The 21,989-nt window shown below is 70.9% G+C and carries 20 protein-coding genes, 1 tRNA gene and 1 pseudogene; 12 read left to right on the forward strand and 10 right to left on the reverse strand.

Annotated elements, in window-relative coordinates; genetic code table 11:
• Positions 1-24 precede the first annotated feature (24 nt).
• The 3 genes from ACZZ98_RS08215 to ACZZ98_RS08225 form a co-directional block, all read right to left on the reverse strand.
• Positions 25-107, reverse strand: a tRNA-Leu gene (locus ACZZ98_RS08215).
• Positions 108-158: 51 nt separating this feature from the next.
• The gene (locus ACZZ98_RS08220) at positions 159-1,397 is read right to left on the reverse strand and encodes a glycosyltransferase (RefSeq protein WP_463515781.1); all 1,239 of its coding nucleotides are present in this window, start codon (positions 1,395-1,397) and stop codon (positions 159-161) included.
• Positions 1,394-2,047: a MerR family transcriptional regulator gene (locus tag ACZZ98_RS08225; protein WP_463515782.1), complete on the reverse strand. Its 654-nt coding sequence runs from the start codon at positions 2,045-2,047 to the stop codon at positions 1,394-1,396. Before ACZZ98_RS08225 ends, ACZZ98_RS08220 begins: the two co-directional genes overlap by 4 nt.
• Positions 2,048-2,155: 108 nt before the next feature.
• Between ACZZ98_RS08225 and ACZZ98_RS08230 the strand changes: the two genes are divergently transcribed.
• Complete coding sequence (locus tag ACZZ98_RS08230) at positions 2,156-2,665, forward strand: DUF4188 domain-containing protein (RefSeq protein WP_463515783.1); 510 nt, start codon at positions 2,156-2,158, stop codon at positions 2,663-2,665.
• Between the two features lie 14 nt (positions 2,666-2,679).
• Here ACZZ98_RS08230 and ACZZ98_RS08235 read toward each other — a convergent pair whose 3' ends face one another.
• Positions 2,680-3,915, reverse strand: a complete 1,236-nt coding sequence (locus tag ACZZ98_RS08235) for an NYN domain-containing protein (protein WP_463515784.1) — start codon at positions 3,913-3,915, stop codon at positions 2,680-2,682.
• Between the two features lie 189 nt (positions 3,916-4,104).
• Between ACZZ98_RS08235 and ACZZ98_RS08240 the strand changes: the two genes are divergently transcribed.
• From ACZZ98_RS08240 to ACZZ98_RS08270, 7 genes and pseudogenes are all read left to right on the forward strand, one after another.
• The gene (locus ACZZ98_RS08240; protein WP_463515785.1) at positions 4,105-5,031 is read left to right on the forward strand and encodes an FhaA domain-containing protein; all 927 of its coding nucleotides are present in this window, start codon (positions 4,105-4,107) and stop codon (positions 5,029-5,031) included.
• Positions 5,032-5,051: 20 nt separating this feature from the next.
• On the forward strand, positions 5,052-5,606 hold the full coding sequence (locus ACZZ98_RS08245) for an FHA domain-containing protein FhaB/FipA (protein WP_463515786.1): 555 nt from the start codon (positions 5,052-5,054) through the stop codon (positions 5,604-5,606).
• A 3-nt stretch (positions 5,607-5,609) separates the two neighbouring features.
• Positions 5,610-7,037: a PP2C family protein-serine/threonine phosphatase gene (locus ACZZ98_RS08250; protein WP_463515787.1), complete on the forward strand. Its 1,428-nt coding sequence runs from the start codon at positions 5,610-5,612 to the stop codon at positions 7,035-7,037.
• The gene (locus ACZZ98_RS08255; RefSeq protein ID WP_463515788.1) at positions 7,034-8,416 is read left to right on the forward strand and encodes an FtsW/RodA/SpoVE family cell cycle protein; all 1,383 of its coding nucleotides are present in this window, start codon (positions 7,034-7,036) and stop codon (positions 8,414-8,416) included. Before ACZZ98_RS08250 ends, ACZZ98_RS08255 begins: the two co-directional genes overlap by 4 nt.
• Positions 8,413-9,870: a peptidoglycan D,D-transpeptidase FtsI family protein gene (locus ACZZ98_RS08260; RefSeq protein ID WP_463515789.1), complete on the forward strand. Its 1,458-nt coding sequence runs from the start codon at positions 8,413-8,415 to the stop codon at positions 9,868-9,870. Before ACZZ98_RS08255 ends, ACZZ98_RS08260 begins: the two co-directional genes overlap by 4 nt.
• Before the next feature lie 73 nt (positions 9,871-9,943).
• A pseudogene (locus tag ACZZ98_RS08265) lies at positions 9,944-10,525 on the forward strand (protein kinase domain-containing protein); the annotation flags it as partial.
• 97 nt (positions 10,526-10,622) lie between these two features.
• Positions 10,623-11,789 carry a PASTA domain-containing protein gene (locus tag ACZZ98_RS08270; RefSeq protein WP_463515790.1) on the forward strand — a complete coding sequence of 389 codons (1,167 nt, stop codon included), beginning with the start codon at positions 10,623-10,625 and terminating at the stop codon, positions 11,787-11,789.
• 148 nt (positions 11,790-11,937) lie between these two features.
• Here ACZZ98_RS08270 and ACZZ98_RS08275 read toward each other — a convergent pair whose 3' ends face one another.
• Genes ACZZ98_RS08275 through ACZZ98_RS08290 form a run of 4 tightly spaced genes read right to left on the reverse strand, consistent with a single transcriptional unit; the run spans position 11,938 to position 14,307 of the window.
• Entirely contained in the window at positions 11,938-12,603 is a 666-nt protein-coding gene (locus ACZZ98_RS08275; RefSeq protein WP_463515791.1) for an aminodeoxychorismate/anthranilate synthase component II, read from the reverse strand.
• Positions 12,600-12,806: a hypothetical protein gene (locus tag ACZZ98_RS08280; RefSeq protein ID WP_463515792.1), complete on the reverse strand. Its 207-nt coding sequence runs from the start codon at positions 12,804-12,806 to the stop codon at positions 12,600-12,602. The genes ACZZ98_RS08275 and ACZZ98_RS08280 overlap by 4 nt, the downstream gene beginning before the upstream one ends.
• A complete protein-coding gene (locus tag ACZZ98_RS08285; protein WP_463515793.1) occupies positions 12,806-13,561 on the reverse strand; it encodes a class E sortase in 756 nt (251 codons plus the stop codon). Before ACZZ98_RS08285 ends, ACZZ98_RS08280 begins: the two co-directional genes overlap by 1 nt.
• Entirely contained in the window at positions 13,558-14,307 is a 750-nt protein-coding gene (locus tag ACZZ98_RS08290; RefSeq protein ID WP_463515794.1) for a DUF881 domain-containing protein, read from the reverse strand. The genes ACZZ98_RS08285 and ACZZ98_RS08290 overlap by 4 nt, the downstream gene beginning before the upstream one ends.
• Positions 14,308-14,375: 68 nt before the next feature.
• On the opposite strand from ACZZ98_RS08290, the gene ACZZ98_RS08295 reads away from it, so the two are divergent.
• Positions 14,376-14,630 carry a cell division protein CrgA gene (locus ACZZ98_RS08295; RefSeq protein ID WP_463515795.1) on the forward strand — a complete coding sequence of 85 codons (255 nt, stop codon included), beginning with the start codon at positions 14,376-14,378 and terminating at the stop codon, positions 14,628-14,630.
• Positions 14,631-14,887: 257 nt separating this feature from the next.
• Here ACZZ98_RS08295 and ACZZ98_RS08300 read toward each other — a convergent pair whose 3' ends face one another.
• Positions 14,888-15,817, reverse strand: coding sequence for a rhomboid family intramembrane serine protease (locus ACZZ98_RS08300; protein WP_463515796.1), 930 nt, complete (start codon positions 15,815-15,817; stop codon positions 14,888-14,890).
• A gap of 133 nt (positions 15,818-15,950) precedes the next feature.
• On the reverse strand, positions 15,951-16,469 hold the full coding sequence (locus ACZZ98_RS08305) for a peptidylprolyl isomerase (RefSeq protein WP_380086425.1): 519 nt from the start codon (positions 16,467-16,469) through the stop codon (positions 15,951-15,953).
• Positions 16,470-16,642: 173 nt separating this feature from the next.
• Between ACZZ98_RS08305 and ACZZ98_RS08310 the strand changes: the two genes are divergently transcribed.
• The 3 genes from ACZZ98_RS08310 to ACZZ98_RS08320 all read left to right on the forward strand — a co-directional run bounded on the left by ACZZ98_RS08310 (position 16,643) and on the right by ACZZ98_RS08320 (position 21,985).
• Positions 16,643-17,590 (forward strand): hypothetical protein, encoded by a 948-nt coding sequence (locus ACZZ98_RS08310; protein ID WP_463515797.1) that lies wholly within the window; start codon positions 16,643-16,645, stop codon positions 17,588-17,590.
• Between the two features lie 107 nt (positions 17,591-17,697).
• Complete coding sequence (locus tag ACZZ98_RS08315) at positions 17,698-18,816, forward strand: PLP-dependent cysteine synthase family protein (protein ID WP_463515798.1); 1,119 nt, start codon at positions 17,698-17,700, stop codon at positions 18,814-18,816.
• A 136-nt stretch (positions 18,817-18,952) separates the two neighbouring features.
• Positions 18,953-21,985, forward strand: a complete 3,033-nt coding sequence (locus ACZZ98_RS08320) for a carboxypeptidase regulatory-like domain-containing protein (RefSeq protein ID WP_463515799.1) — start codon at positions 18,953-18,955, stop codon at positions 21,983-21,985.
• Positions 21,986-21,989 lie beyond the last annotated feature (4 nt).

Raw genomic sequence — 21,989 nt, forward strand, 5'->3', positions numbered from 1 at the left:
CCGATGTCCTGAGACATCAGATTGTGCGCAAGGGGGGATTTGAACCCCCACGCCCTTTCGGACACTGCGACCTGAACGCAGCGCGTCTGCCGTTCCGCCACTTGCGCTTGGAACTGGTCCAGTGTGCCGTAGACCCGCGCCTGTCTCCAAATGGGTGGTCAGGTCAGCAGCTCGACAGCCCGTCCGACGCCGTCCTCGCGACGGATCTCGTCGCCAACGGCGGCTGCCCGCGCCGCGCACTCGCCCCGTGCGAAACCCCTCAGGACCTGGGTCAACCACTGCACCGACAGCTCGTGCCGCCGCACCGGTCGCGCCCCGACACCGAGCTCCCCCACCCGCCGCCCCCAGTACGGCTGGTCGCCGATGTGCGAGACCACCGCCTGCGGCACACCGGCCCTCAGCGCCGCCGCCGTCGTGCCGGCCCCGCCGTGGTGCACGACACCCGCCACCCGCTCGAAGAGCCAGGCGTGCGGCACGTCGCCGACACAGCGCACCCACTCGTCGTCCGTCGACCCGAGGCCCGCCGCCCCTTCGTGCAGCACGACCCGCACGCCCGCTGCGCTCGCGGCCTCCGCGACCATGGCGCTCGTGGCGACAGCCTCGCGGGTCGACATCGACCCGAACCCGACATAGGCCGGGCGCGGACCTTCTGCGAGGTATGCCGCCAGCTCCCGTTCCGGTGCCGACGTCACCTCCTCGTCGAGGAACCAGTACCCCGTCGGTCTGGGGTTGCCTCCCCAGTCGGCCGGTGGTGGCACGACGAGGGGCGAGGCCGCGAGCACGCCCGGCGTCCGCCGGATGGCGCCGAGGAAGCCGCGTCGACCGGTCTGCGGGAGTCCCAGCTCGGCTCGCACGCGGTCACCCGGGAGCGAGAAGACCGACGAGATCGCCTGCAGAGTCGCCTGTCCCGCAACGACATTCGCGATCGAGGAGCGTGTGGGCAGCGCCGGTGCCAGGGTGGCTGACGCCGCCCGGGTCGGGCGCATCGGCGCGAGCTCTGCCACGACGTGCCGCCCACCACCGACCGACACCAGCGCGTCGACGGTGTGCACGGTGAGCAGCCCGCTCACCCACAGGTCGGCGGAACCGACGAGCGGGACCAGCGCACCGGCATACCCCTGCGTCGAAGCACGCACGAAGCGGCGCAGGGCAGCAAGCTCGTGGAACGGGTTGCGGCTCGAGTGACCGAGCCATTCCACGCCGAGCGGCGAGGCGATGAGCTCCCCGATGTGCACGCCGGCCGGGACGAAGCCCACGCCGTGGCGGGTGACGAGGTCCTTGAAGTCGTCGCCGGCACACAGCGTGACCTCGTGCCCTGCCCGGACCAGGCCGACGCCGAGCGCCACCATCGGCTGGACGTCACCGCGCGAACCCGCGGCGAGGATGTTGACCTTCATCGGGTCCGCGGCTCGCGACCCATGGCCCGTGAGACCGAGATGTGCTGGTGGGACAACCGGCGTAGCGCCGAGAGCACCGGGTCCACGAGCACGGTGCCGAGCACGACCTGCCGGACCGCGCCCTCGGGGTCGGCAGGGACGCTGTCGACGTCGATCTGGCCGATCGCCTCGACGTGGTCGGCGTACTCGCTCAGCCGCTGCTCGTCGAGCCCGAGCCCCACGTCGTCGCATGCCGCCCAAGCCCGCTCGAGCTCGTCGATCAAAGGGTCACTGGGGTGGATCTGCCAGCCGCGTGCCTCCAGCCAAGCCGAGGCCCGCGGAGCGCGATCCGGGCCGCGGCTCTCAATGTCAGCCGGGTCCGCACCGTCGTCGCGGCCGCCGACAAGGGCGCGTTGTGCCGTCTCGAGCACCGTGATCCGGTCCTGCCCCGGGGTGGTGATGACCTCGAGGACCCGCCCGATCGTCGCGAGGGGGAGGCCGCCGACCTCGCTGAGCGCCCGCACGAGGCGCACCCGCTCGACGTGGGTCTCGTCGTAGTCCGCCTGCGTCCGCGAGACCGCCCGGCCGGGATGAAGCAGTCCCTCGCGCAGGTAGTACTTCAGCGTCGCGACCGCGACGCCACTGCTCTCGGACAGCTCGGCCAGCCGCACGGCACACCTCCAGATCCAGAGTGGAAAGTCCTTGACATTGGATAGTAGACCTCTCCAAAATGGGAGCAGGCTCAGATAGTTTCGCTATCCCACATCCTGGAGTTCGCCATGACCGACCGCGCTGCCCCCACGACCCACGCCCACGAGGGTGAGGTCGTCGTCTTCCACATCGGCATGACGATCCGCAGCTGGCACCGACCGGACCTGTGGATGCCCGTCTTCACCGCGATGCCCCGGATGCTCGCCGAGCTCGCCCGCAACAAGGAGGCGGCAGCGCGGGGAGAGGCCGATGACCTCGGGTTCCTCGGCGCCACGACGCTTCTCGGTGGGCAGGGGCCCTTCGTCGTGCAGTGGTGGCGCAACACGGAGCTGCTCTATGCCTACGCGCACCGGGCCGAGAGCGCGCACCTCCCCGCGTGGCGGGCCTTCAACGCTGCTGCGCGCCGACACCCCGGCGCCGTGGGGATCTGGCACGAGACGTATGCCGTGCCCGCCGGTCACATCGAGACGCTCTACGGCAACGGGGCGAAGGTCGGACTGGGTCGCATCACCGGGACGGTTCCCGTGGCGCGTCGCGGGCGGGGAGCCCGCGAGCGACTCGGCGCCAGCCTCACCTGAGGGGGTAGGACAGATCAAGTCAGGCGGACGCGGGCGACGTGGAACCAGAACCTCTCCCGGACCTCGTGACGGCTGGCATCGTCGATGTCATAGAACCCGGCGCGACTCGACAGGTCGAGGAGCAGGGCGCGATCGAGGTCCCCGGGGATCGTCGGCTTCGACGCTCGCAGCGTCACGAGGGCGTCGGGTGTCGCTGTCCGACACCACGAGTCGAGGACCGTCTTGGCGACGACGTCGACGATCTCGGGGTTGATGACACCGTGCTCGACGACCGGCCGGTCACCCGTCGACGTCGACCAGGTGGGAGGCGGCTGGGCTGCGGGGAGCACGACTTCGGTGGCGCGCCTGCGACCGAACATCGCCGGCGTCGGCGTGCTGGGTGGTCTAGCGGCTGGAGGCTGGCCCTGGGGGAGGTGGGTGTCGGAGGAGGCGAGTTCCGGCGGCTCGGTGGCTGCTGAACCGCCGTCGGGCCTCAGGGCCTCGTCGGCCGGGGGTCGCTCGCTCGCCGGTGCCGGTTCGGAGCTCGACGCGGCGGCATCGACGGGCGCCTCAGCGTGGTCGGCGTCGGCACCGTCATCGGCGGGCACGCCCACGCCGTCGAACGAACCCTCGAGCGGCACAGCCCCGCGATCCAGCTGCTCATCACTCGCACCGTCCGACGTCTCATCGGCGGGGTGGGGGGCCAGACCCTCCGCGAGCGCCCGCGAGCGCACGCATCGATCGATGATCGTGGGGTCGATCGGCTGCTCGCCGTCGGCCGCCCGCCGCAGGTGCTTCGAGACCGCGTGCCCGTGCCCGTTCTGAGCCGGCACGCTCAGGAGGACGACCTGCACCCCGGCACTCTGGGCCTCCTCGACGGCCTCGGTGAGGTCGTCGTCGCCCGAGACGAGGTAGACGACATCCGCCACCCTGGCCCGCCCCTGCAACGCCAGGTCGAGACCCAGGCGCACGTCCACGCCCTTCTGCTCGCCGGCATACGACAACCGTCCGAGCCTGAGCTTGATCCGGGGGAGGAGACCGATCTGGTCCTGGTGGTAGTCGGGCTGGCCGCCGGAGCGAGCACCGGAGTCGTACCAGTTGACCCGCAGCAGGGGCAGTCCCGAGTCTGCCTCGACCTGCGCGACGAGGCCGGCGATCAAGCCCGGGTAGTCGACCTCGATGCCGCTGCGCAACGACGAGCCGGTGACCCGCGTCGCCGCGGATGCGAGGAGGTAGCCGACGTCGACATAGACCGCGCAGTAGGACCTCATGCCCCACTGTCTCAACCGGAGGACCCGTCACGGTGCCGCTCTCGCAAACTGCACCCTTCAGGTATCGATCACGACAGCCTCACGAGTCACCACAGCCCCGCCGGATAGCATCGAGCCGGACTGACGACTGACCCACGACCGACCACAGCACCGACCGCAGCACCGACCCATCACCAAAGGAGGCGCGCCATGGGCCTGTTCGACCGCATGGAGGGCAAGCTCGAACGCGCCGTCAACGGTGTCTTCGCCAAGGCGTTCCGCGCCGAGGTGCAGCCGGTCGAGATCGCGAGCGCCATCCGTCGCGCCATGGACGACCGCGCCGCCAGCTCAGGTCGATCCCGCAGCGTCGTCCCCAACGTCTTCACGATCGAGCTGAGCGAGACCGACTTCGAGCGCCTCACCGACCACGGCCAAGAGCTCGAGAACGAGCTCATCGCCGCCGCCGAGGAGCACGCCGACAGCCAGCACTACCAGCCGGGCGGACCCATCGACATCCTCTTCGACGAGGACGTCGACCTCGAGACGGGTGTCTTCCGCATCCGCCCCAGCACGGCCAAGCGCCCCCGCGCCACCGGCACGACCGGCCAGCACCAGCCCGTTCGCCGACCGCCCCGCCGCCAGGACGACGACGGGTATGCCGGCGAGTTCCCCGCCACTGCAGCCGCACCTCCCGCCGCACCTCCCGTCGCGGCACCCGCCCCAGCGGCCCGGCCACCTCGCGAGCCGGTCCGGCCACGTCACGAACCGGACGACGAGCTCGGTGAGACGGCGGCATACCAACCGGCGAAGCCGCCTGCCCGGAAGCGGCGCACCAACCCGGCCGACCGCCCTTGGCTCGACGTCGACGGCGAGCGCTACCCGCTCATGGGGGCGATCACGGTCCTCGGCAGGGACGACATCGCCGACATCATCCTCGACGACCCGGGGATCTCCCGTCGGCACAGCGAGATCCGCGTGACGCAGGACGGACCGCACACCGTCGCCACCATCCGTGACCTCGGGTCGACGAACGGGACCTTTGTCGGTGGTGAGCGCATCACGACCACCCACCTCGAGGACGGCGACCGCATCACCGTCGGCCGCACCTCCGTCACCTACCGCGCCGGCCGAAAGTGACAGGAGTGAGCACCACCTAAATGAGCGAACTCACCATCACCCTCATGCGCCTCGGCCTCCTCGTCGCCCTCTGGGCCTTCGTCGTCGCCGTCGTCGGTGTCCTGCGCGGGGACCTCTACGGCACCCAGGTCACCCCGCGACGGTCCTCGAGCGGCCGCACCCCCACACCGCGCCCCGCCGCCCGGGGCGCCAGTCCGGCGGCGGTGCCCGCGGAGCAGCGCCCGGTCCGCCCACCCTCGCGTCGTCCGGCCGGTCGCCGCTTCAGCACCCGTCCCGCTGCCGTTGCCCCCAACCACCTGCGCGTCACGAGCGGACCCCTCGCCGGCACGAGCCTGCCGCTGCGTGAGTCCGGAACCCTCGTCGGTCGCGCCCCCGAGTGCGCCCTCGTCCTCGAGGACGACTTCGCCTCCGGCCGGCACGCCCGCATCTACCTCGGTCCCGACGGCTGGGTGGTCGAGGACCTCGGCTCGACCAACGGCACCTTCATCGGCCAGCAGCGCCTCACCACACCGACTCCGGTGACGGCCGGGACCGAGATCAGGTTCGGCACGACCGTCGTCGAGCTGCGGAGGTAGCCCGTGGCGATCGCCTTCCACTTCGCCGCCCGCTCCGATGTCGGGATGGTGCGAACCAACAACGAGGACAGCGGGTATGCCGGCCCGCACCTGCTCGCGATGGCCGACGGCATGGGCGGTCACGCCGGCGGCGACGTGGCGTCCTCGGCGATCCTCGGGGCCCTCGTCGGGCTCGACGGAGAGTCCTTCTCCGGCGTGGACGCGACCCAGGCGCTGCTCCGACGCATCACCTCGGCCAACGCCGAGCTCGGCCAGCTGACCCAGGACGATCCTGACCTCGACGGCATGGGCACGACCCTCATCGCCATCCTGCGAGCCCGGGACAAGCTCGTCCTCGCCCACATCGGTGACTCGCGCGCGTACGTCGTGCGTGGCGGTGAGGTCAGCCAGATCACCAAGGACCACAGCTTCGTCCAGTCGCTCGTGGACGAGGGCCGCCTCACCCCCGACGAGGCGTCGACCCACCCGCAGCGCTCCCTCGTGACCCGCGTCCTCACCGGCGCCGAGGGCGAGGAGCCGGACGTCGTCGTGCGCCAGGCGATCGTCGGCGACCGCTACCTCATCTGCTCGGACGGGCTCTCCGACTACGTCACGCGCGACACGATCGACGAGGTCCTCACGACCGAGCGCAAGCCCGGCGACTGCGCCGAGCGACTCGTCCAGCTCGCGCTGCGGGCCGGCGCTCCCGACAACGTCACCGTCGTCATCGGTGACGTCGTGGACCTCACCAAGGGCCCGGTGCCGAGCGACAGCCCCCAGATCGTCGGGGCCGCAGCAGCGATCCGCCGACACACCAGGCCCATCCCCGTCACGCCCGCCGCCAAGGCCGCAGCCCTCTCCCACGAGGCGAGCGGTGCAGGCGACGAGGTCGAGCTCGCCGACGAGGGCCCGCGTGGCCGCACCGCGACGATCCTTCGTGCCGCCGGCGTCTCCTTCCTCGCCCTGGTCCTGCTCGTCGGTGGTGGGTATGCCGCGTGGGCCTGGTCGCAGGCCCAGTTCTATGTCGGCGTCAACGACGGACGCGTCGCGGTGTTCAAGGGGGTCGACCAGACCCTCGGCCCCATCGAGCTGTCCCAGCCCGAGACGACGAGCACCATCGCCCTCGACGACCTCCCCGACTTCTATCGGGGCCAGCTCGGGCGCGGCATCAGCATGCCGAACCGCTCCGGCGCGGCCTCGCTCGTGCGCAACCTCGAGGTGCAGGCCCAGGCGTGCCGCTACGCCAAGACCCAGGGCCGCTCCTGCGCGACCGTGCCCTCGACCTGGACGACCCCGACGCCCACCCCGACACCGACACCCACCGGGACGCCCACGGGGACGGCCACCGGGTCCCCCACCGCGTCACCCACCGGCTCGCCCACCGTGGCCCCCTCTCCGCCCACGCTCCCGCCCGCCCCCTCATCCACACCCAGCACCAGTCCCAACGCATGACCACCGTCTCCTCCCTCGCCTCCCGCAAGGGCCGCAACGTCGAGCTCGGCCTCCTCGTCTTCGCGGTCGGCATCGTCGCGCTCGCCTACATCAACGTGGGCGTGGCGGTCGAGGGCGCCATCCCTCCGAGCCTCGTCGCCGTCGGCTCCGGCTTCCTCATCATCACCGCGGTCTTCCACCTCGTGATGCGGTGGCGCGCGCCCTACGCCGACCCGCTCATCCTGCCCATCGCCACGCTGCTCAACGGGCTCGGGCTCGTCATGATCAACCGGCTGGACCTGGCCCGCGGCAAGGACCTCGCCGAGGGGATGGCCCTGCGCCAGCTCATGTGGAGCGCGCTGGCCGCCGGCCTGGCGATCGCCGCCCTCATCATCCTGCGCGACCACCGCATCCTGCGCCGCTACACCTACCTCGCCGGCGCCCTCGGTTTCGGGCTCCTCGTGCTGCCGCTCGTGCCCGGGCTGGGAGTCGAGAACTACGGGTCCCGCATCTGGATCCAGCTCGGCCCGTTCTCGTTCCAGCCCGGTGAGGTCGCCAAGGTCGTGCTGGCGGTCTTCTTCGCCGGCTACCTCGTCCAGACCCGCGACGCGCTGTCCGTCGCCGGTCGCCGCATCCTCGGCCTCACCCTGCCCCGGGCCCGCGACCTCGGCCCGATCCTCGTGGCCTGGATGCTCTCGGTCGGAGTCCTCGTCCTCGAGAAGGACCTCGGCTCCTCCCTCCTCTTCTTCGGCCTCTTCGTCGCCATGCTCTACGTCGCGACCGAGCGCACGTCCTGGGTCGCCATCGGCCTGCTGCTCTTCGGCGTCGGCTGCTGGATCGCCAACATGCTCTTCAGCCACGTGCAGCGGCGCGTCCTGCTCTGGCTCGACACGTTCAGCCGTGAGGCCCTCGACACCTCCGACCAGCTGGCGCGGGGGCTGATGGGCATGGCGTCCGGCGGCATGTTCGGCACCGGCCTCGGGCGCGGCCGGCCCGAGCTCACCTACTTCGCCGAGAGCGACTTCATCGTCCCCAGCTTCGGCGAGGAGATCGGCCTCGTGGGCCTCTTCGCCCTGCTCCTGCTCTACGTGCTCCTCGTCGAGCGCGGCCTGCGCACCGCCATCGGCGCCCGCGACGGCTTTGGCAAGCTCCTCGCCTCCGGCCTCGCCTTCTCGGTCGCCCTGCAGTGCTTCGTCGTCGTCGGTGGCGTCACCCGCGTCATCCCCCTCACCGGCCTGACCATGCCGTTCCTCTCCCAGGGCGGCTCCTCGCTCCTCGCGAACTGGACCCTGGTCGCGCTCCTCCTGCGGATCAGCGACCACGCCCGCCGTCCCGTCCCCGACCCGGAAGGCCCCAACCCTGTGGCCAGCGAGCAGACCCAGGTGGTGAAGGTGCGATGAACTCCCCGATCCGCCGCCTCTCCTTCGTCGTCGCCTTCCTCTTCGCCTCCCTCCTCGTGTCGACGACCATGATCCAGTTCGTCTACGCCAAGGACCTCAACGCCCGACCCGACAACCGCCGCACCCTGCTCAGCAGCTATGCCCGCGAGCGCGGCCAGATCCTCGTCGGCGACACCGCCATCGCGAAGTCGGTGCCGGTCGACAACGAGTACAAGTGGCTGCGCACCTACCCCGGCGGCTCGCAGTACGCGCACATCACCGGCTACTACTCCTTCTACGGCGCCGGCAGCGGCCTCGAGCAGGCCGAGAACAGCCTCCTGTCTGGCCGGAGCGACAAGCTCGCCTTCCGTCGGGTCTCCGACTTCTTCACCGGCCGCCGGACGACCGGCGCCAGCCTCGAGCTCACCATCGACTCCCGGGTCCAGCAGGCCGCGATCACCGCCCTCGACGGACGCAAGGGGGCCGCCGTCGCGGTCAACCCCTCGACCGGTGAGATCCTCGCGATGGTGAGCAACCCCGGGTTCAACCCGGCCACCCTCTCGGGTCACGACCTCGGCAAGGTCGACACGGCATACAAGGCTCTCAATGCCGACAAGGACAAGCCGCTGGTCAACCGCGCCATCGGCGGCGACCTCTATCCGCCCGGGTCGGTCTTCAAGATCGTCACAGCCGCGGCAGCCCTGTCGAGCGGCCGGTTCTCGCCCGAGACCGTGCTGCCCGGCCCGGCCGTGCTCGACCTCCCGCAGACGACCGTCGGCCTGCCCAACATCGGCCGGCGCGCCTGCGGTGACGACGACAAGACGACGTTCCTGCACGCGATGGAGATCTCGTGCAACGCCGCGTTCGGCCACCTCGGCATGGAGCTCGGCGCCGACGCGTTGCGCGACCAGGCCGCGAAGTTCGGTGTGGGAGACCAGATCTCGATCCCCATGCGAGTCACGCCGAGCAGCGTCCCCGCCGAGCTCAACCAGGCCCAGCTGGCCCAGTCGGCGGTCGGTCAGTACGACGTGCGCGTCACGCCGCTGCAGGTCGCGATGTTCAGCGCCGGCGTCGCCAACGCGGGTGTCGTCATGCGCCCACACCTCGTGAAGTCGGTGCTGTCGAGCGACCTCAGCGTCATCGAGCGCGCCGAGCCCGAGCAGCTCTCCGAGGCCGTCACCCCCGAGGTCGCCACCCAGCTCACCGAGATGATGGAGGCGGTCGTCGAGAACGGTAGCGGCCAGCCGGCCCAGATCGACGGCGTGCGCGTGGCCGGCAAGACCGGGACCGCCGAGACCGACCGGGTGCAGCGAGCCCACGCCTGGTTCACCGGGTTCGCGCCTGCGGACGACCCGCAGATCGCGGTGGCCGTCGTCATCGAGAACGGCGGCGACCCCGACAGCGAGGCCCGTGGCGGTGGCGCCGTGGGAGGCCCCATCGCCAAGGCCATGATCGAAGCAGGGCTGAAGAAGTGAGGCACCGATGAGCGAGGATCCCCTGCTGCTGGGGGGCCGCTACGAGGTGGGGGAGCTGATCGGCCGGGGCGGCATGGCCGACGTGCACCTGGGCCATGACACCCGCCTGGGACGTCAGGTCGCCATCAAGATGCTGCGCAGCGACCTCGCGCGCGACCAGTCGTTCATCAAGCGGTTCCGTCGTGAGGCGCAGTCCTCCGCCGGGCTCAACCACGCCTCGATCGTCGCCGTCTACGACTCCGGGGAGGACCACTCCGTCGAGTCCAACGGCGCCAAGGTCGCCGTGCCCTACATGGTCATGGAGTACGTCCAGGGGCGCACCCTGCGCGAGGTCCTCACCGAGCGCGACAAGATCCCCACCGAGGAGGCCTCCCGGGTCACCGAAGGGGTCCTCGACGCGCTCGCCTACAGCCACCGCATGGGCATCGTCCACCGCGACATCAAGCCGGCCAACGTCATGATCGCCAAGGACGGCACCATCAAGGTCATGGACTTCGGGATCGCCCGGGCCATCGCCGACACCGCCGCGACCATGACGCAGACGCAGGCCGTCATTGGCACCGCGCAGTACCTCTCGCCCGAGCAGGCGCAGGGCCAGAACGTCGACGCCCGCTCCGACCTCTACTCGGCCGGCTGCATGCTCTACGAGCTCCTCGTCGGACGCCCGCCGTTCGTCGGCGACAGCCCCGTGTCCATCGCCTACCAGCACGTCGGTGAGCAGCCGGTGGCCCCGTCGGCACGCGAGAAGCTCCGTGAGCGAGGACCTCGACGCCGTCGTCCTGCACTCGCTCGCCAAGGACCGGGAGAAGCGCTACCAGGACGCCGGATCCTTCCGCAACGACCTCCAGTCCGCACGCCTCGGACGCCCGGTCAGTGCCGCGGCCCTGGCCTCGCTCGCCGCGCTCACCGCCGGGCCCGCTGCCATCACCACGTCCGAACCCACCGAGGTGTATGCCGCGACCACCCGTCCCAGGGACGTGGCACCCGTGCCGGTGGCCGGGCCGACGACGTCGACCTTCCCGGCAGCGGTCGACCGGGAGGAGCGGCAGAAGCGGCGTGGAGCGACCTACGTCCTGCTCACGATCGCCATCATCGCTGCGTTGGCCCTGCTCGCCTTCGGTGCCCAGCAGTACCTCGAGATGCGCGAGGAGGCCAGCAAGGTGACGGTGCCCGTCGTGACGAACCAGCCGCGCGCGACGGCGGTCGAGGAGCTAGCCGACGTCGGGCTGCGCTTCACCGAGACCAGCCAGAAGAACGACACCATCCCGGCGGGTTCAGTCATCTCACAGGATCCCAAGCCCGGCGAGCGCGTCGACGCGGCAGAGACCACGGTCCGGCTCGTCATCTCGACCGGACCCAACGCCGTCGCGGTCCCTCAGCTCGCCGGCCTGACCGTGGCCGAGGCCACCGCCGCCCTCACGAGGGCCAAGCTCACTGTCGGACGGACCGTCAGGGTGGACACCGACGACCAGCCGAAGGACCGAGTCATCTCGTCCGACCCGGCGGCTGGCCGGTCGCTGCAGCCGGGTGAGCCCGTCAACCTCAACGTGTCCACCGGTCTGGTCAAGGTGCCCAAGCTGACGACCATGAGCCAGGACGCGGCGTCGGCGGCTCTGCTCGCGATCGGGCTCAAGCCCAGGACCGAGTACGAGCAGACCTCGCGGGCCAAGGAGGGCACGGTCATCGACCAGGATCCCGAGACGAACGAGAAGGTCGCGGCCGGCTCCGAGGTGACGATCGTGGTCGCCCAAAAGGAGCCGCCGCCCCCTCCACCACCGCCGACCCCGACCCCGACGCCCAGCCCCACCCCGACGCCCACGCCCACCCCGTCGGCCACGCCTTCTCCCACCGCCTCGCCCTCACCCTCACCCTCACCGACGGTCCCGTCGAACACCCCCACCATCCCGCCCAGTCCCTGACCCCGGCCTTCGGGCACCCGGCCGCTCCACCGAACCCGAACCACCGTCCCCGTGGGTTTCTCACCCAATTCCCCCGATTCCCACGGATGGGATGTGTGCTGAGCGCCTTGGAGCGGGACGAGTCGGGGGTAGCGCCTTGTGGCTGGGGTCAGCCGGTGACCTTGGCTGCGACGTCGGCGCCGTCGTGGACGAGCGGGCTGAGCCCCTGCGAGCGCTCGACCGCCTCCGGGTCGCCACACACTGCGAGCCAGTTGGCGAGCAGCCGGTGGCCACCCTGGGTGAGGACCGACTCGGGGTGGAACTGGACGCCGTGCAGCGGCAGCTCGCGGTGCTGGACCGCCATGATGATGCCGCTCTCGGTGTGACCGGTGCCGACGAGCGAGTCGGGCAGCGTCGGGGGGTCGATGGTCAGCGAGTGGTAGCGGGTGGCCGTGAAGGGCGTCGACAGCCCCTCCAGGACACCGACCCCGGAGTGGTGGACCAGCGACGTCTTGCCGTGGAGCAGCTCGGGTGCGCGCCCCACGGTGCCGCCGGCGACGACACCGAGCGCCTGGTGTCCGAGGCAGACCCCGAGCATCGGCTGCGACCGCTCACCACAGGCCTCGATCATCGCCATCGAGACACCCGCCTGCTCGGGTGTCCCCGGGCCGGGGGAGACGAGCACCCCGTCGAAGTCGGCACCGTCAGCGGCGGCGATGGCGTCGTTGCGGACGACGGTGCACTCGGCGCCGAGCTGCTCGAGATAGCCGACGATCGTGAACACGAACGAGTCGTAGTTGTCGATCACGAGGATGCGGCGGGGCGAGGTCGTCACGAGGGCTCCGGGGTCGGGAAGGGCAGGAGTGCCGAGCCACCAGTATCCGTGCCGACGGTGGTCTCGTCGTAGGGCAGCCACGATGCGACCAGCGGGAAGAGCCACTCGAAGCAGGCGGCCACGACGGCCGCTAGCAGTGCGATCAGCAGCACGGCCCTGAGCACGACGGGACCGGGCAGCGCACGCCAGAGGGCGGCATACATCAGGTTCCTCCGTTCGCCGCAGCCGTCGACACGGCGAGCGACGGAGGACCCTGCGCGCGGGTGCGGGTCTCGACGAGGCCCGCGTGGGTGACCCAGCGGAACTTCGCACTGAACCTCGGGTGGCACGCGGTGAGGGTGAGCACCGCCCTGGTCGGCTTCGCGGTGCGGTCGCCAGGCACGGGCGCGATGACCTCGGACTGCGACGGGCGGACGATCTCGTGGCTCGTGACGGCATAGACGGTCCAGCCCTGGCGCGTCTCGACGACGACCCGGTCACCCTGCTGCAGCCGGTCGATCTCGGCGAGCGGCTTGCCATAGGTCGTCCGGTGACCTGCGACGGCGAAGTTGCCGATCTCGCCCGGTCCGGCGGTGCCGGCGTAGTGGCCGAGGCCCTCGGCGAGCTCTGCGGCGCTCGTGCCCTCGACGAGCGGACGGGCGTAGTCGGCACCGAAGCGCGGCACCCGCACGATGGCGAAGGCACCCGCGGGCACATCAGCCCCGTCCGTCGTGGCGTCGGTGGCGTCCGGTGCGCTGCCGCCGCCCCCGGATGCGTCGCCGAATGCGCGCGACAGGGACGTCACCGTGGCCGCGTGGGCCCGGTCCGACTCGACGTCGGTCCACCACAGCTGCCAGACGACGAAGAGGAGCACGAGGGCGCCGAGCGTCATGAGCAGCTCGCCGACGACCTCGGCGATTCCGGCTGCCCCGGCCACCCCGCCGCGGCGCCGGTGCTGGCGGCGGCGGTGTCGGGTCACCTCGCCACCGTGGCGTACTCCGGCGTGATCGACCCCGCGTATGCCGGGAACTCCAGCCGGTCGTGCGTGATCACCTCGTAGCCGAGCCCGACGGCCTTGACGTACTCCTGGTAGATCTGGATCTCGGGGGACTGCCCGAGGATGTCGCGCAGCCGGTCGGGATCACCGATGGCGCGGATGCGGTAGGGCGGGGAGTAGACGCGGCCCTGGAGGATGAGGGTGTTGCCGACGCAGCGCACGGCGCTCGTCGCGATGATCCGCTGGTCCTGGATCATCATCGCCTCGGCGCCACCGGCCCAGAACGCGTTGACGACGGCCTGCACGTCCTGCTGGTGCACGACGATGTCGTCGACGGTGCGGCCGGGCGGGAGCCGGTCGGAGCTGAGGTCGGAGTCGTCGAGCTGGACCTCGACGCCCGGCCCCTGGAGGGCGGTGCGTCCGGCGGCGAGCCCCAGCGCGTCGGCCTCGCGCTCGAGCTTCTCGATGGCGGCGTTGCCCGGGGCTCCGTCGCGGGTGAGCTGGTCGACCTCGAGGGTGAGCTGCTCGAGGTCGCCGGTCATCCGGGCGTTGTCCTGGGTCTGCTCGCGGATGATGTCGGGCAGTCCGGCGGCGTCGGAGCGCAGGCTGCGGCCCTGCGCGGCCGAGCCGCTGGTGGCGAAGAGGACGCCCGCGAGCACGGCGACGATCGGCACGGCGATCGACCACGGACCGGGTCGCGTCGTGAGGAACGCCTTGCGCCGCACCATGGGGTCCTCCCTCTTCGAAGTTCAGGCTCTACGCTAGGCCACGACACCACACGCCAAGGAGACAGTCCGTGCCAGAGTCCAAGGGTCGTTCCAAGCCCGCCTACACCCCGCCCCGCACGGCGCAGGGCCGGGTCAACAAGCCCAACCCGCGCTGGTTCGTGCCTCTCATGCTCGCACTGATGCTCATCGGGCTCGTCTGGGTCGTCACCTACTACATCTCGGGCGCCAAGGAGTACCCCCTGCCCGAGATCGGCCGCTGGAACCTCGGCGCCGGGTTCGCGTTCATGATGGCCGGCTTCCTCATGACGACGCGCTGGCGCTGACAGCTGCTCTACAGCCCCCGCAACGCTGCACGGCCCCTGACCCTCGTGGTCGGGGGCCGTTCGCTGTCCACACGACATCGGGTATGCCGTGTGGACGATTCTGTGGACAACCTCGAGTTGTCCACAGGGTTTGTCCCCAATGTGGATGAATGACACCGATGTAATCCAGCGCCCCACCCCGACTTATTGCGAGTTCGGGTCACGCACGGAGGGCCTACGGCCCGATCGGCGTGACCCGAACTCGCAATAAGTCGGCCTCAGATGGGGGAGGAGGTCAGGGCGTACTTGGCCACCGTGAGCACGACGAGGACCGCCGTGATGGCGGCGAGCCCGATCCAGTGGATGCCGAAGCTGGCGCGCTGCGTCCCGCCGACCTCAGGTCGCTTGCCCAGGTAGGCGAAGACGGCCGCGCACGCCACGCCCACGAGGAACCCGCCGAGGTGCGCCTGCCACGCGATGCCCGGCACGACGAACCCGATCACGGCGTTGATGCCGATAGTCGCGTACATCGTCGCCGCCGACCGGCCCAGCCGACGCTGCAGGATGAGGAAGGCTCCGAAGAGCCCGAACACCGCACCCGACGCACCCACCGCCGCCGTCTCCCACGCACCGAAGTCGCGCTGGTTGAGCTCGTCGACCGTGTGGGGGAAGGCCAGGAGCAGGTAGACGACCGACCCACCGAACGCGGTGATGAGGTAGAGCGCGGCGAACCGGGCCCGGCCGAGCATCGGCTCGAGGTACTGCCCCATGATCCACAGCGCATACATGTTGAAGGCGATGTGCAGGATCATCTGCGGACTGTGCGCGAACGCCGAGGTGAGGAAGCGCCACGGCTCGGTGTCACCGAGGTAGGGGGCGAACGCCACCTCGTCGGTCAGGCCCGGCCTCGCCAGCTGGGCGAGGAAGACCGCCACGCAGATGCCGATGATCGTCATCGTGACGAGGGGACGGCCACCGATGGCGGCGACGTCACCGCCGAAGATCGTGCGCCCCTGACGGATCGACTTCGCGCCCTCACGCACACAGTCGACGCACTGCACCCCGACGGCTGCGGGGCGCTGGCACTCCGGGCACACCGGCCGGCCGCAGCGCTGGCACCGCACGTAGGACACCCGGTCGGGGTGGCGCGGGCAGACCGGCACCTCTTCCGGCGTGCTGGACTGACCGTATGCCGTGGGCTCGCTCACCGGCCCGAGTCTAGAGGCGCGCCCTGTAAGACGACTGTGTGCCCCAGTGGGACACGATCCGTCGGCCGAAGGCCTCCGTCAGCGTGTCCCACTGGGGCACAAAGTCGAACCAGGTGTGCAGAGCTCGCCGGGCTCAGGCCTCGATGTCGAAGCTCTCGATGACGACGTCGTCCTTGGGCTTGTCCTGGCCACCGGTCTGGACGGCCGCGATCTTGTCGACGACGTCGCGGCTCTCCTGGTCGGCGACCTCACCGAAGATGGTGTGCTTGCCGTTGAGGTGCGGGGTCGGCGTGACGGTGATGAAGAACTGCGAGCCGTTGGTGCCCTTGCCCATCTGCTTGCCGGCGTTGGCCATGGCGAGGAGGTAGGGGCGGTCGAACTGGAGCTCCGGGTGGATCTCGTCGTCGAACGCGAAGCCGGGGCCACCGAAGCCCTTGCCGAGCGGGTCGCCGCCCTGGATCATGAAGCCGGGGATGATCCGGTGGAAGATCAGGCCGTCGTAGAAGCGCTCGGGGTTGGTGCGGCCCGCGTCGTCCTTGAACTCGAGCTCGCCCGTCGCAAGGCCCGTGATGGTCTTGACCGTCTTGGGGGCCTGGTCCGCGAAGAGGTTCAGGTTGATGGTGCCGTGGTTGGTCTTCAGAGATGCCTTCATGCCTCCACTCTATGGGTGCTCGGTGGGTGTGCAAACGCCGAGGTGAGGGGCCCGCGGAGGCGGGCGGACGGCATACCGGGGATGTGGTCTGAGGGGGTACCCCCGCTGTCATGACCAGTGGAAACAGTGTTTGATGGCAGTAGTCGTTCAATCGCCATCGATAGGAGAACGCTGTGTTCCGCACCAAGAGCAAGACCGAGCAGGCGCGCGAAGCCGTGGCCGCTCGCGTCGAGACCGCTGCCTCCACCGCCTCGGACGCCACGTCGTCCGCCCAGTCCACCGCCGCCGACCTCCGGGCCCGCGCGGCCGACCTCAAGGACAAGGCGGCACCGCGCGTCGAGAGCGCTCGCGAGACCGCCCGCGGCTACGCCGACCAAGCCGTGCCCAAGGTCCACGAGGCGGCCGACAACCTCGCCCCCAAGGTCCAGGACGCCCGGGACACCTTCGTCGAGGACGTCGTGCCCAAGCTGGCGTCCGCGCTCGCGACCGTCATCGCCGGTGCGGCTGCCGCCAAGGGCGCCGCCGCCGAGGCCGCCGACCGCGCGCCCGACGCCTACCACGTGCTCAAGGGCGACGCCGTCGCCAAGCCCCAGCGCCGTGGCGGCAAGGGAGCCATCCTCCTCGGCCTGCTCGCCGCCGGTGCCGCCTTCTTCGCCTGGAAGAAGTCGAGCGAGAAGAAGGACCCGTGGGCGACCGCCGGCGCCTACACCCCGCCTGCGGGTGGCCGCGCCTCGACCGTGGGTGGGCCGGCCGCGTCCAACGGCGCCTCCGTCGGTGACAAGGTGACCGACCTCGCCGCCGCCGCCAAGGAGAAGGCCGCTGCCGCGGGCTCCGCCGTCAAGGACAAGGCCACCGAGGCCAAGGACGCCGTGAGTGACAAGGCTGCCGAGGCCAAGGGAGCGGCCGCCGCCAAGTCTGACGAGCTCGCCGACGAGGCCGAGGTCGCCGAGGCCAGCGACTTCGGTGGCGAGCCCACGACCGAGACCGCGACCGAGGGCGACGCCTGGTCGAGCGCCGGCGACTGGGCCGACGGCTCCGCCCCGTCCACGTCGGGCACGTCCGAGAGCTCCGACCTCTCGACGCCCCACCTCGACGAGGGCCGCAACGACAGCAACACCTGATCCCTTCGGATCGCACGACGAGAGGCGGTATGCCGGGTGACCACCCGGCATACCGCCTCTCGTTGTTGGTTGTTCGCCCCCAGCGCGCGGCGGATAGGTTGAGCGCCATGTCATCGCCGTCCCTGCCAGTCGCCTCACCACTCGTCGACACGGGCATGCGGACGGAGCCCGACCGCGCGTGGGTGCGTGAGGCGATCCGACGGCTGCGCGCCGACGCGACCCGCACGTCCGACACCCACCTCATCAAGGTGCACCTGCCCGGGTGCCACAGGGTCGACCTCTATCTCAAGGACGAGTCGACTCACCCGACGGGGTCGCTCAAGCACCGGCTGGCGCGCTCGCTCTTCCTCTACGGGCTGTGCAACGGGATCATCGGGCCGCGCACCACGGTCGTCGAGGCCTCGTCCGGGTCGACAGCAGTGAGTGAGGCGCACTTCGCGCGGATGCTGGGGGTGCCGTTCGTCGCGGTCATGGCCTCCTCGACCTCGCCGGCCAAGATCAAGCTCATCGAGCGCGAGGGCGGCACGTGCCACCTCGTCGAGGACCCGACGACGGTCTATGACGAGGCTCGCCGGCTGGCCGACGCCGCCGGCGGCGTCTATCTCGACCAGTTCAGCAACGCGGAGCGGGCGACGGACTGGCGCGGCAACAACAACATCGCCGAGTCGATCTTCGAGCAGATGGCGATGGAGGAGCATCCCGTGCCGACCTGGATCGTCGTCGGCGCGGGCACGGGTGGGACGTCGGCGACGATCGGGCGCTACGTCCGCTACCAGGCGCTCGACACCCGCGTCTGCGTCGTCGACCCGGAGCGTTCGGCGTTCCTGCCCGCGTGGCAGGGCGACGGTGAGGCGCGGTTGGCGCCGTCGCGCATCGAGGGCATCGGACGGGCGCGGTTGGAGCCCTCGTTCCTGCCGCTGGTCGTCGACCGGATGCTCGGGGTCCCCGACTGCGCCTCGATCGCGGCGATGCGGTTCCTGCGTGAGCGCACCGGTATCCACGCCGGGCCGTCGACGGGCACCAACATCTACGGCTCGCTCCGGCTCGCGGCCGAGATGCAGGCGGCGGGCGAGACCGGCTCGATCGTGTCGCTGGTGTGCGACCGCGGTGACCGCTACGAGGACACGTACAACAACGACGAGTGGGTCGCCGAGAAGGGTCACGACCTGGCGCCGTATGCCGCCGTGCTCGCCTCCGCGTGGGACGACGGGACCTGGGTCGGCTGAGTCTGCCGGCGGGCCGGGGCACCGGGCTTTGCCAAGGCCGAGATCTGCGCCTTCCCCAGCCGCTACGATTCCCCCCGTGGGGGTCACGGCTGTTGTGGGGACTCCCTCCTGCCCGCCCCACCTCCAGGAGTCGTCCGTGTCCTCGACCGTCCTCGCTGACTCGCCCGTGCGCCGCATGCGCCAGCTTCTCGTCCTCGCGCTCGCCACCGTCCTCGGTGCCACCCTCGCCCTGGCTGCGGCCTCCCCGGCCCAGGCAGCAACCGCGGGAGAGGGACAGGCGCAGGCCCAGGCAGCCTCCGGCTACGCCATCACCGGCATCGTCACCGGCCTCGATGCGACCGGACGCGTGGTCCCGCTCGCCGACGCCTACCTCTACGCCGAGCCCGTCGACTGGTCCGACTCGCGCAACCACTACGGGACGACCGACGCGGCGGGGCGCTTCACGATCGACGTCACCCAGGCCGGTGAGTACACGCTCTTTGCCAACTGCCACTCCGGCACGACCTGCAGCAACACCTACGCGAGCCAGTACTACGACCAGGCCAACGGCCATGGGGCCGCCAAGACCATCGTGGTGAGCTCGACGACTCCGGTCACCGCCAACATCCGGCTCCCGCGATGGGCGACCGTCACGGGCAAGGTCACCGGCCCGACGGGCGCACCGATCGCCGGCCTCATCGTCGAGTCCTCACCGGTCAACGGTGGCTCGGTCGTGACCACCCTGACCGACGCCACCGGCGCCTACACGCTCGCCAAGGTCATCCCGGGCCAGGCGCAGATCACCGCTCGCGAGGACTGGGACAAGCACTACTGGGCCCCCGAGTACTGGAACGGCACGACCACGAGCACGCCGGCATACCCGGATCCCGCACCGATCCTGCCCGAGGGACCCACGGTCACGACCGCCAACTTCCAGCTCGCGCCGCAGACCGGCTTCACCGCGGAGGCCGTGGACACCGCGGGCGCTCCCATCCAGGGGCTCAGCTGGACGGTCTACACCCACAACACGGAGACCGGTCAGTGGGACACCCCGCAGTACGGACCTCGCCAGACCGACGCCAAGGGCCAGTTCTTCTGGAGGACCGCGGTGGGCGGCCGCTACAAGATCTGCTTCTCCGACGACTACTACGGTCCGGAGGCACCCGCGCGTGACCTCCGCTACGGCTCGCGCTGCTGGGACAACGCGGCCGACAGCACCACCGCGACGATCTTCACCCAGCCGGCGACGCCCGAGCAGCGCACGATGCGCGTCGTCCTGCCCGTCGTCGGCAAGTCCCTCACCGCGAGCGACCCGTGGGTCAACGGAGCCGCCCGGGTCGGATCGCCGTTGACGGTCCACCCGGGTGCATGGGGCCCGGCCGGCGTGCAGCTCGCCTACCAGTGGGGCGTTCGCGAGGCCTCCACCGACTACGCCTTCACCCCGATCGCGGGTGCCACGGGCGCCAGCTTCACCCCGACCACTGCGCACCAGGGCAAGTCGGTCTCCGTCCGCGTGACGGGAACCCTCGCCGGCTACGCGCCGGCGACGATGTGGAGCATCGGGTATGCCGTGGGCTCGGGTGTCGTCCTGACCTCACCCCTGCGGATCGACGGGACGGTCGCCACGGGCCAGGTGCTCACTGCCAACCACGGCACCCCGAGCAGTGGTGCTGCCATCGACTACGACTCCTACGAGTGGCGCGTCGACGGCGCGACCGTGGGCTGGGACAAGACCCTGACGGTGACCGCGGCCATGGTCGGCAAGGCGGTCAGCGTGCGCTACTACCTCCGCACCGATGCCGGCAACGACGACACGACCTATGTCGCGACGGTCGGAGGCAGCCAGGGCACGCTCACGGCTCCGACGCCGACGATCACCGGGACGGCGAAGGCGGGCTCCACGCTCACGGCCAACCCCGGCACGTGGGGACCGGCTCCCGTCACCCTGGCCTACCAGTGGAAGCGGGCCGGCGTCGCCATCGCCGGGGCGACGGCCAGCACCTTCGCGCTCACCGGCGCAGACACGGGCAAGACGCTCACCGTCACCGTGACCGGCACCAAGTCGGGCTACACCACGACGGCCAGGACCTCAGCGGCGACGGCAGTCGTCGCGGCCGGCACCCTCACGGCGCCGACACCGACGATCAGCGGGTCTCCGACCGTCGGCTCCACCCTCACGGCCGTCCCGGGCACCTGGGGCCCGGCACCGGTGACGCTGGCCTACCAGTGGTACCGCGCGGGTGTCGCGATCTCGGGCGCCACCGCGAGCACCTGGAAGCTGACCAGCACCGACCTCGGCAAGACGCTCACCGTCCGCGTCGTCGGCTCCAAGACCGGCTACACCGCCGTGGCGAAGACCTCGGTGGCGACCTCCACGGTCCTGGCGGCACTCACCGCGCCGACGCCCACGATCACCGGCACGGCCAAGGCCGGCTACCGGCTCACGGCCAACCCCGGCACCTGGGGTCCGGCCCCGGTCACCCTCGCCTACCAGTGGCGCCGGGCCGGCGTCGCCATCACCGGGGCCACGGCGAGCAGCTACGTGCTCACCGGCACCGACACGGGCAAGACGATCACGGTCACCGTGACGGGGACGAAGTCCGGCCACACCTCGGTCGCCAGGACCTCCGCGGCCACGGCCGTGATCGCCGCCGGCACGCTCATCGCGCCAACGCCGACCATCACCGGGACCAAGACCGTCGGCTACACGCTCACCGCCACGCCCGGCACCTGGGGACCGGCACCGGTGACGCTCACCTACCAGTGGTACCGCGCGGGTGTCGCGATCTCGGGCGCCACGGCGAGCACCTACAAGCTCACCGCCACCGACCAGGGCAAGACCCTCACGGTGCGGGTCGTCGGCTCGAAGGCCGGCTACACCGCGGTGGCCAAGATGTCCGCTGCGACCACCGCGGTGCTGGGTGCGCTGACCTCGGCCGTCCCGACGATCACCGGGACGACGCGGGTCGGCTACACCCTCACCGCCACGCCCGGCACCTGGGGACCGGCACCGGTCACCTTCGCCTACCAGTGGTACCGCGCGGGCGTCGCCATCTCGGGCGCCACGGCCAGCACCTACAAGCTGACGACCACCGACCAGGGCAAGACCCTCACGGTGCGAGTCACCGGCTCCAAGACCGGCTACATGACGGCGGGCCGGATCTCCGTCGCGACGGCGACCATCCTCTGAGCCT

The organism is Knoellia sp. AC549 (assembly GCF_979258975.1).

Bases quoted from the DNA above. Each gene is read 5' to 3' on its own strand.
- ACZZ98_RS08245 (WP_463515786.1), top strand. From the start codon at position 5,052: ATGAGCGAACTCACCATCACCCTCATGCGCCTCGGCCTCCTCGTCGCC.
- ACZZ98_RS08260 (WP_463515789.1), top strand. From the start codon at position 8,413: ATGAACTCCCCGATCCGCCGCCTCTCCTTCGTCGTCGCCTTCCTCTTC.
- ACZZ98_RS08240 (WP_463515785.1), top strand. From the start codon at position 4,105: ATGGGCCTGTTCGACCGCATGGAGGGCAAGCTCGAACGCGCCGTCAAC.
- ACZZ98_RS08230 (WP_463515783.1), top strand. From the start codon at position 2,156: ATGACCGACCGCGCTGCCCCCACGACCCACGCCCACGAGGGTGAGGTC.
- ACZZ98_RS08305 (WP_380086425.1), bottom strand. From the start codon at position 16,469: ATGAAGGCATCTCTGAAGACCAACCACGGCACCATCAACCTGAACCTC.
- ACZZ98_RS08255 (WP_463515788.1), top strand. From the start codon at position 7,034: ATGACCACCGTCTCCTCCCTCGCCTCCCGCAAGGGCCGCAACGTCGAG.
- ACZZ98_RS08315 (WP_463515798.1), top strand. From the start codon at position 17,698: ATGTCATCGCCGTCCCTGCCAGTCGCCTCACCACTCGTCGACACGGGC.
- ACZZ98_RS08280 (WP_463515792.1), bottom strand. From the start codon at position 12,806: ATGTATGCCGCCCTCTGGCGTGCGCTGCCCGGTCCCGTCGTGCTCAGG.
- ACZZ98_RS08220 (WP_463515781.1), bottom strand. From the start codon at position 1,397: ATGAAGGTCAACATCCTCGCCGCGGGTTCGCGCGGTGACGTCCAGCCG.
- ACZZ98_RS08290 (WP_463515794.1), bottom strand. From the start codon at position 14,307: ATGGTGCGGCGCAAGGCGTTCCTCACGACGCGACCCGGTCCGTGGTCG.
- ACZZ98_RS08235 (WP_463515784.1), bottom strand. From the start codon at position 3,915: ATGAGGTCCTACTGCGCGGTCTATGTCGACGTCGGCTACCTCCTCGCA.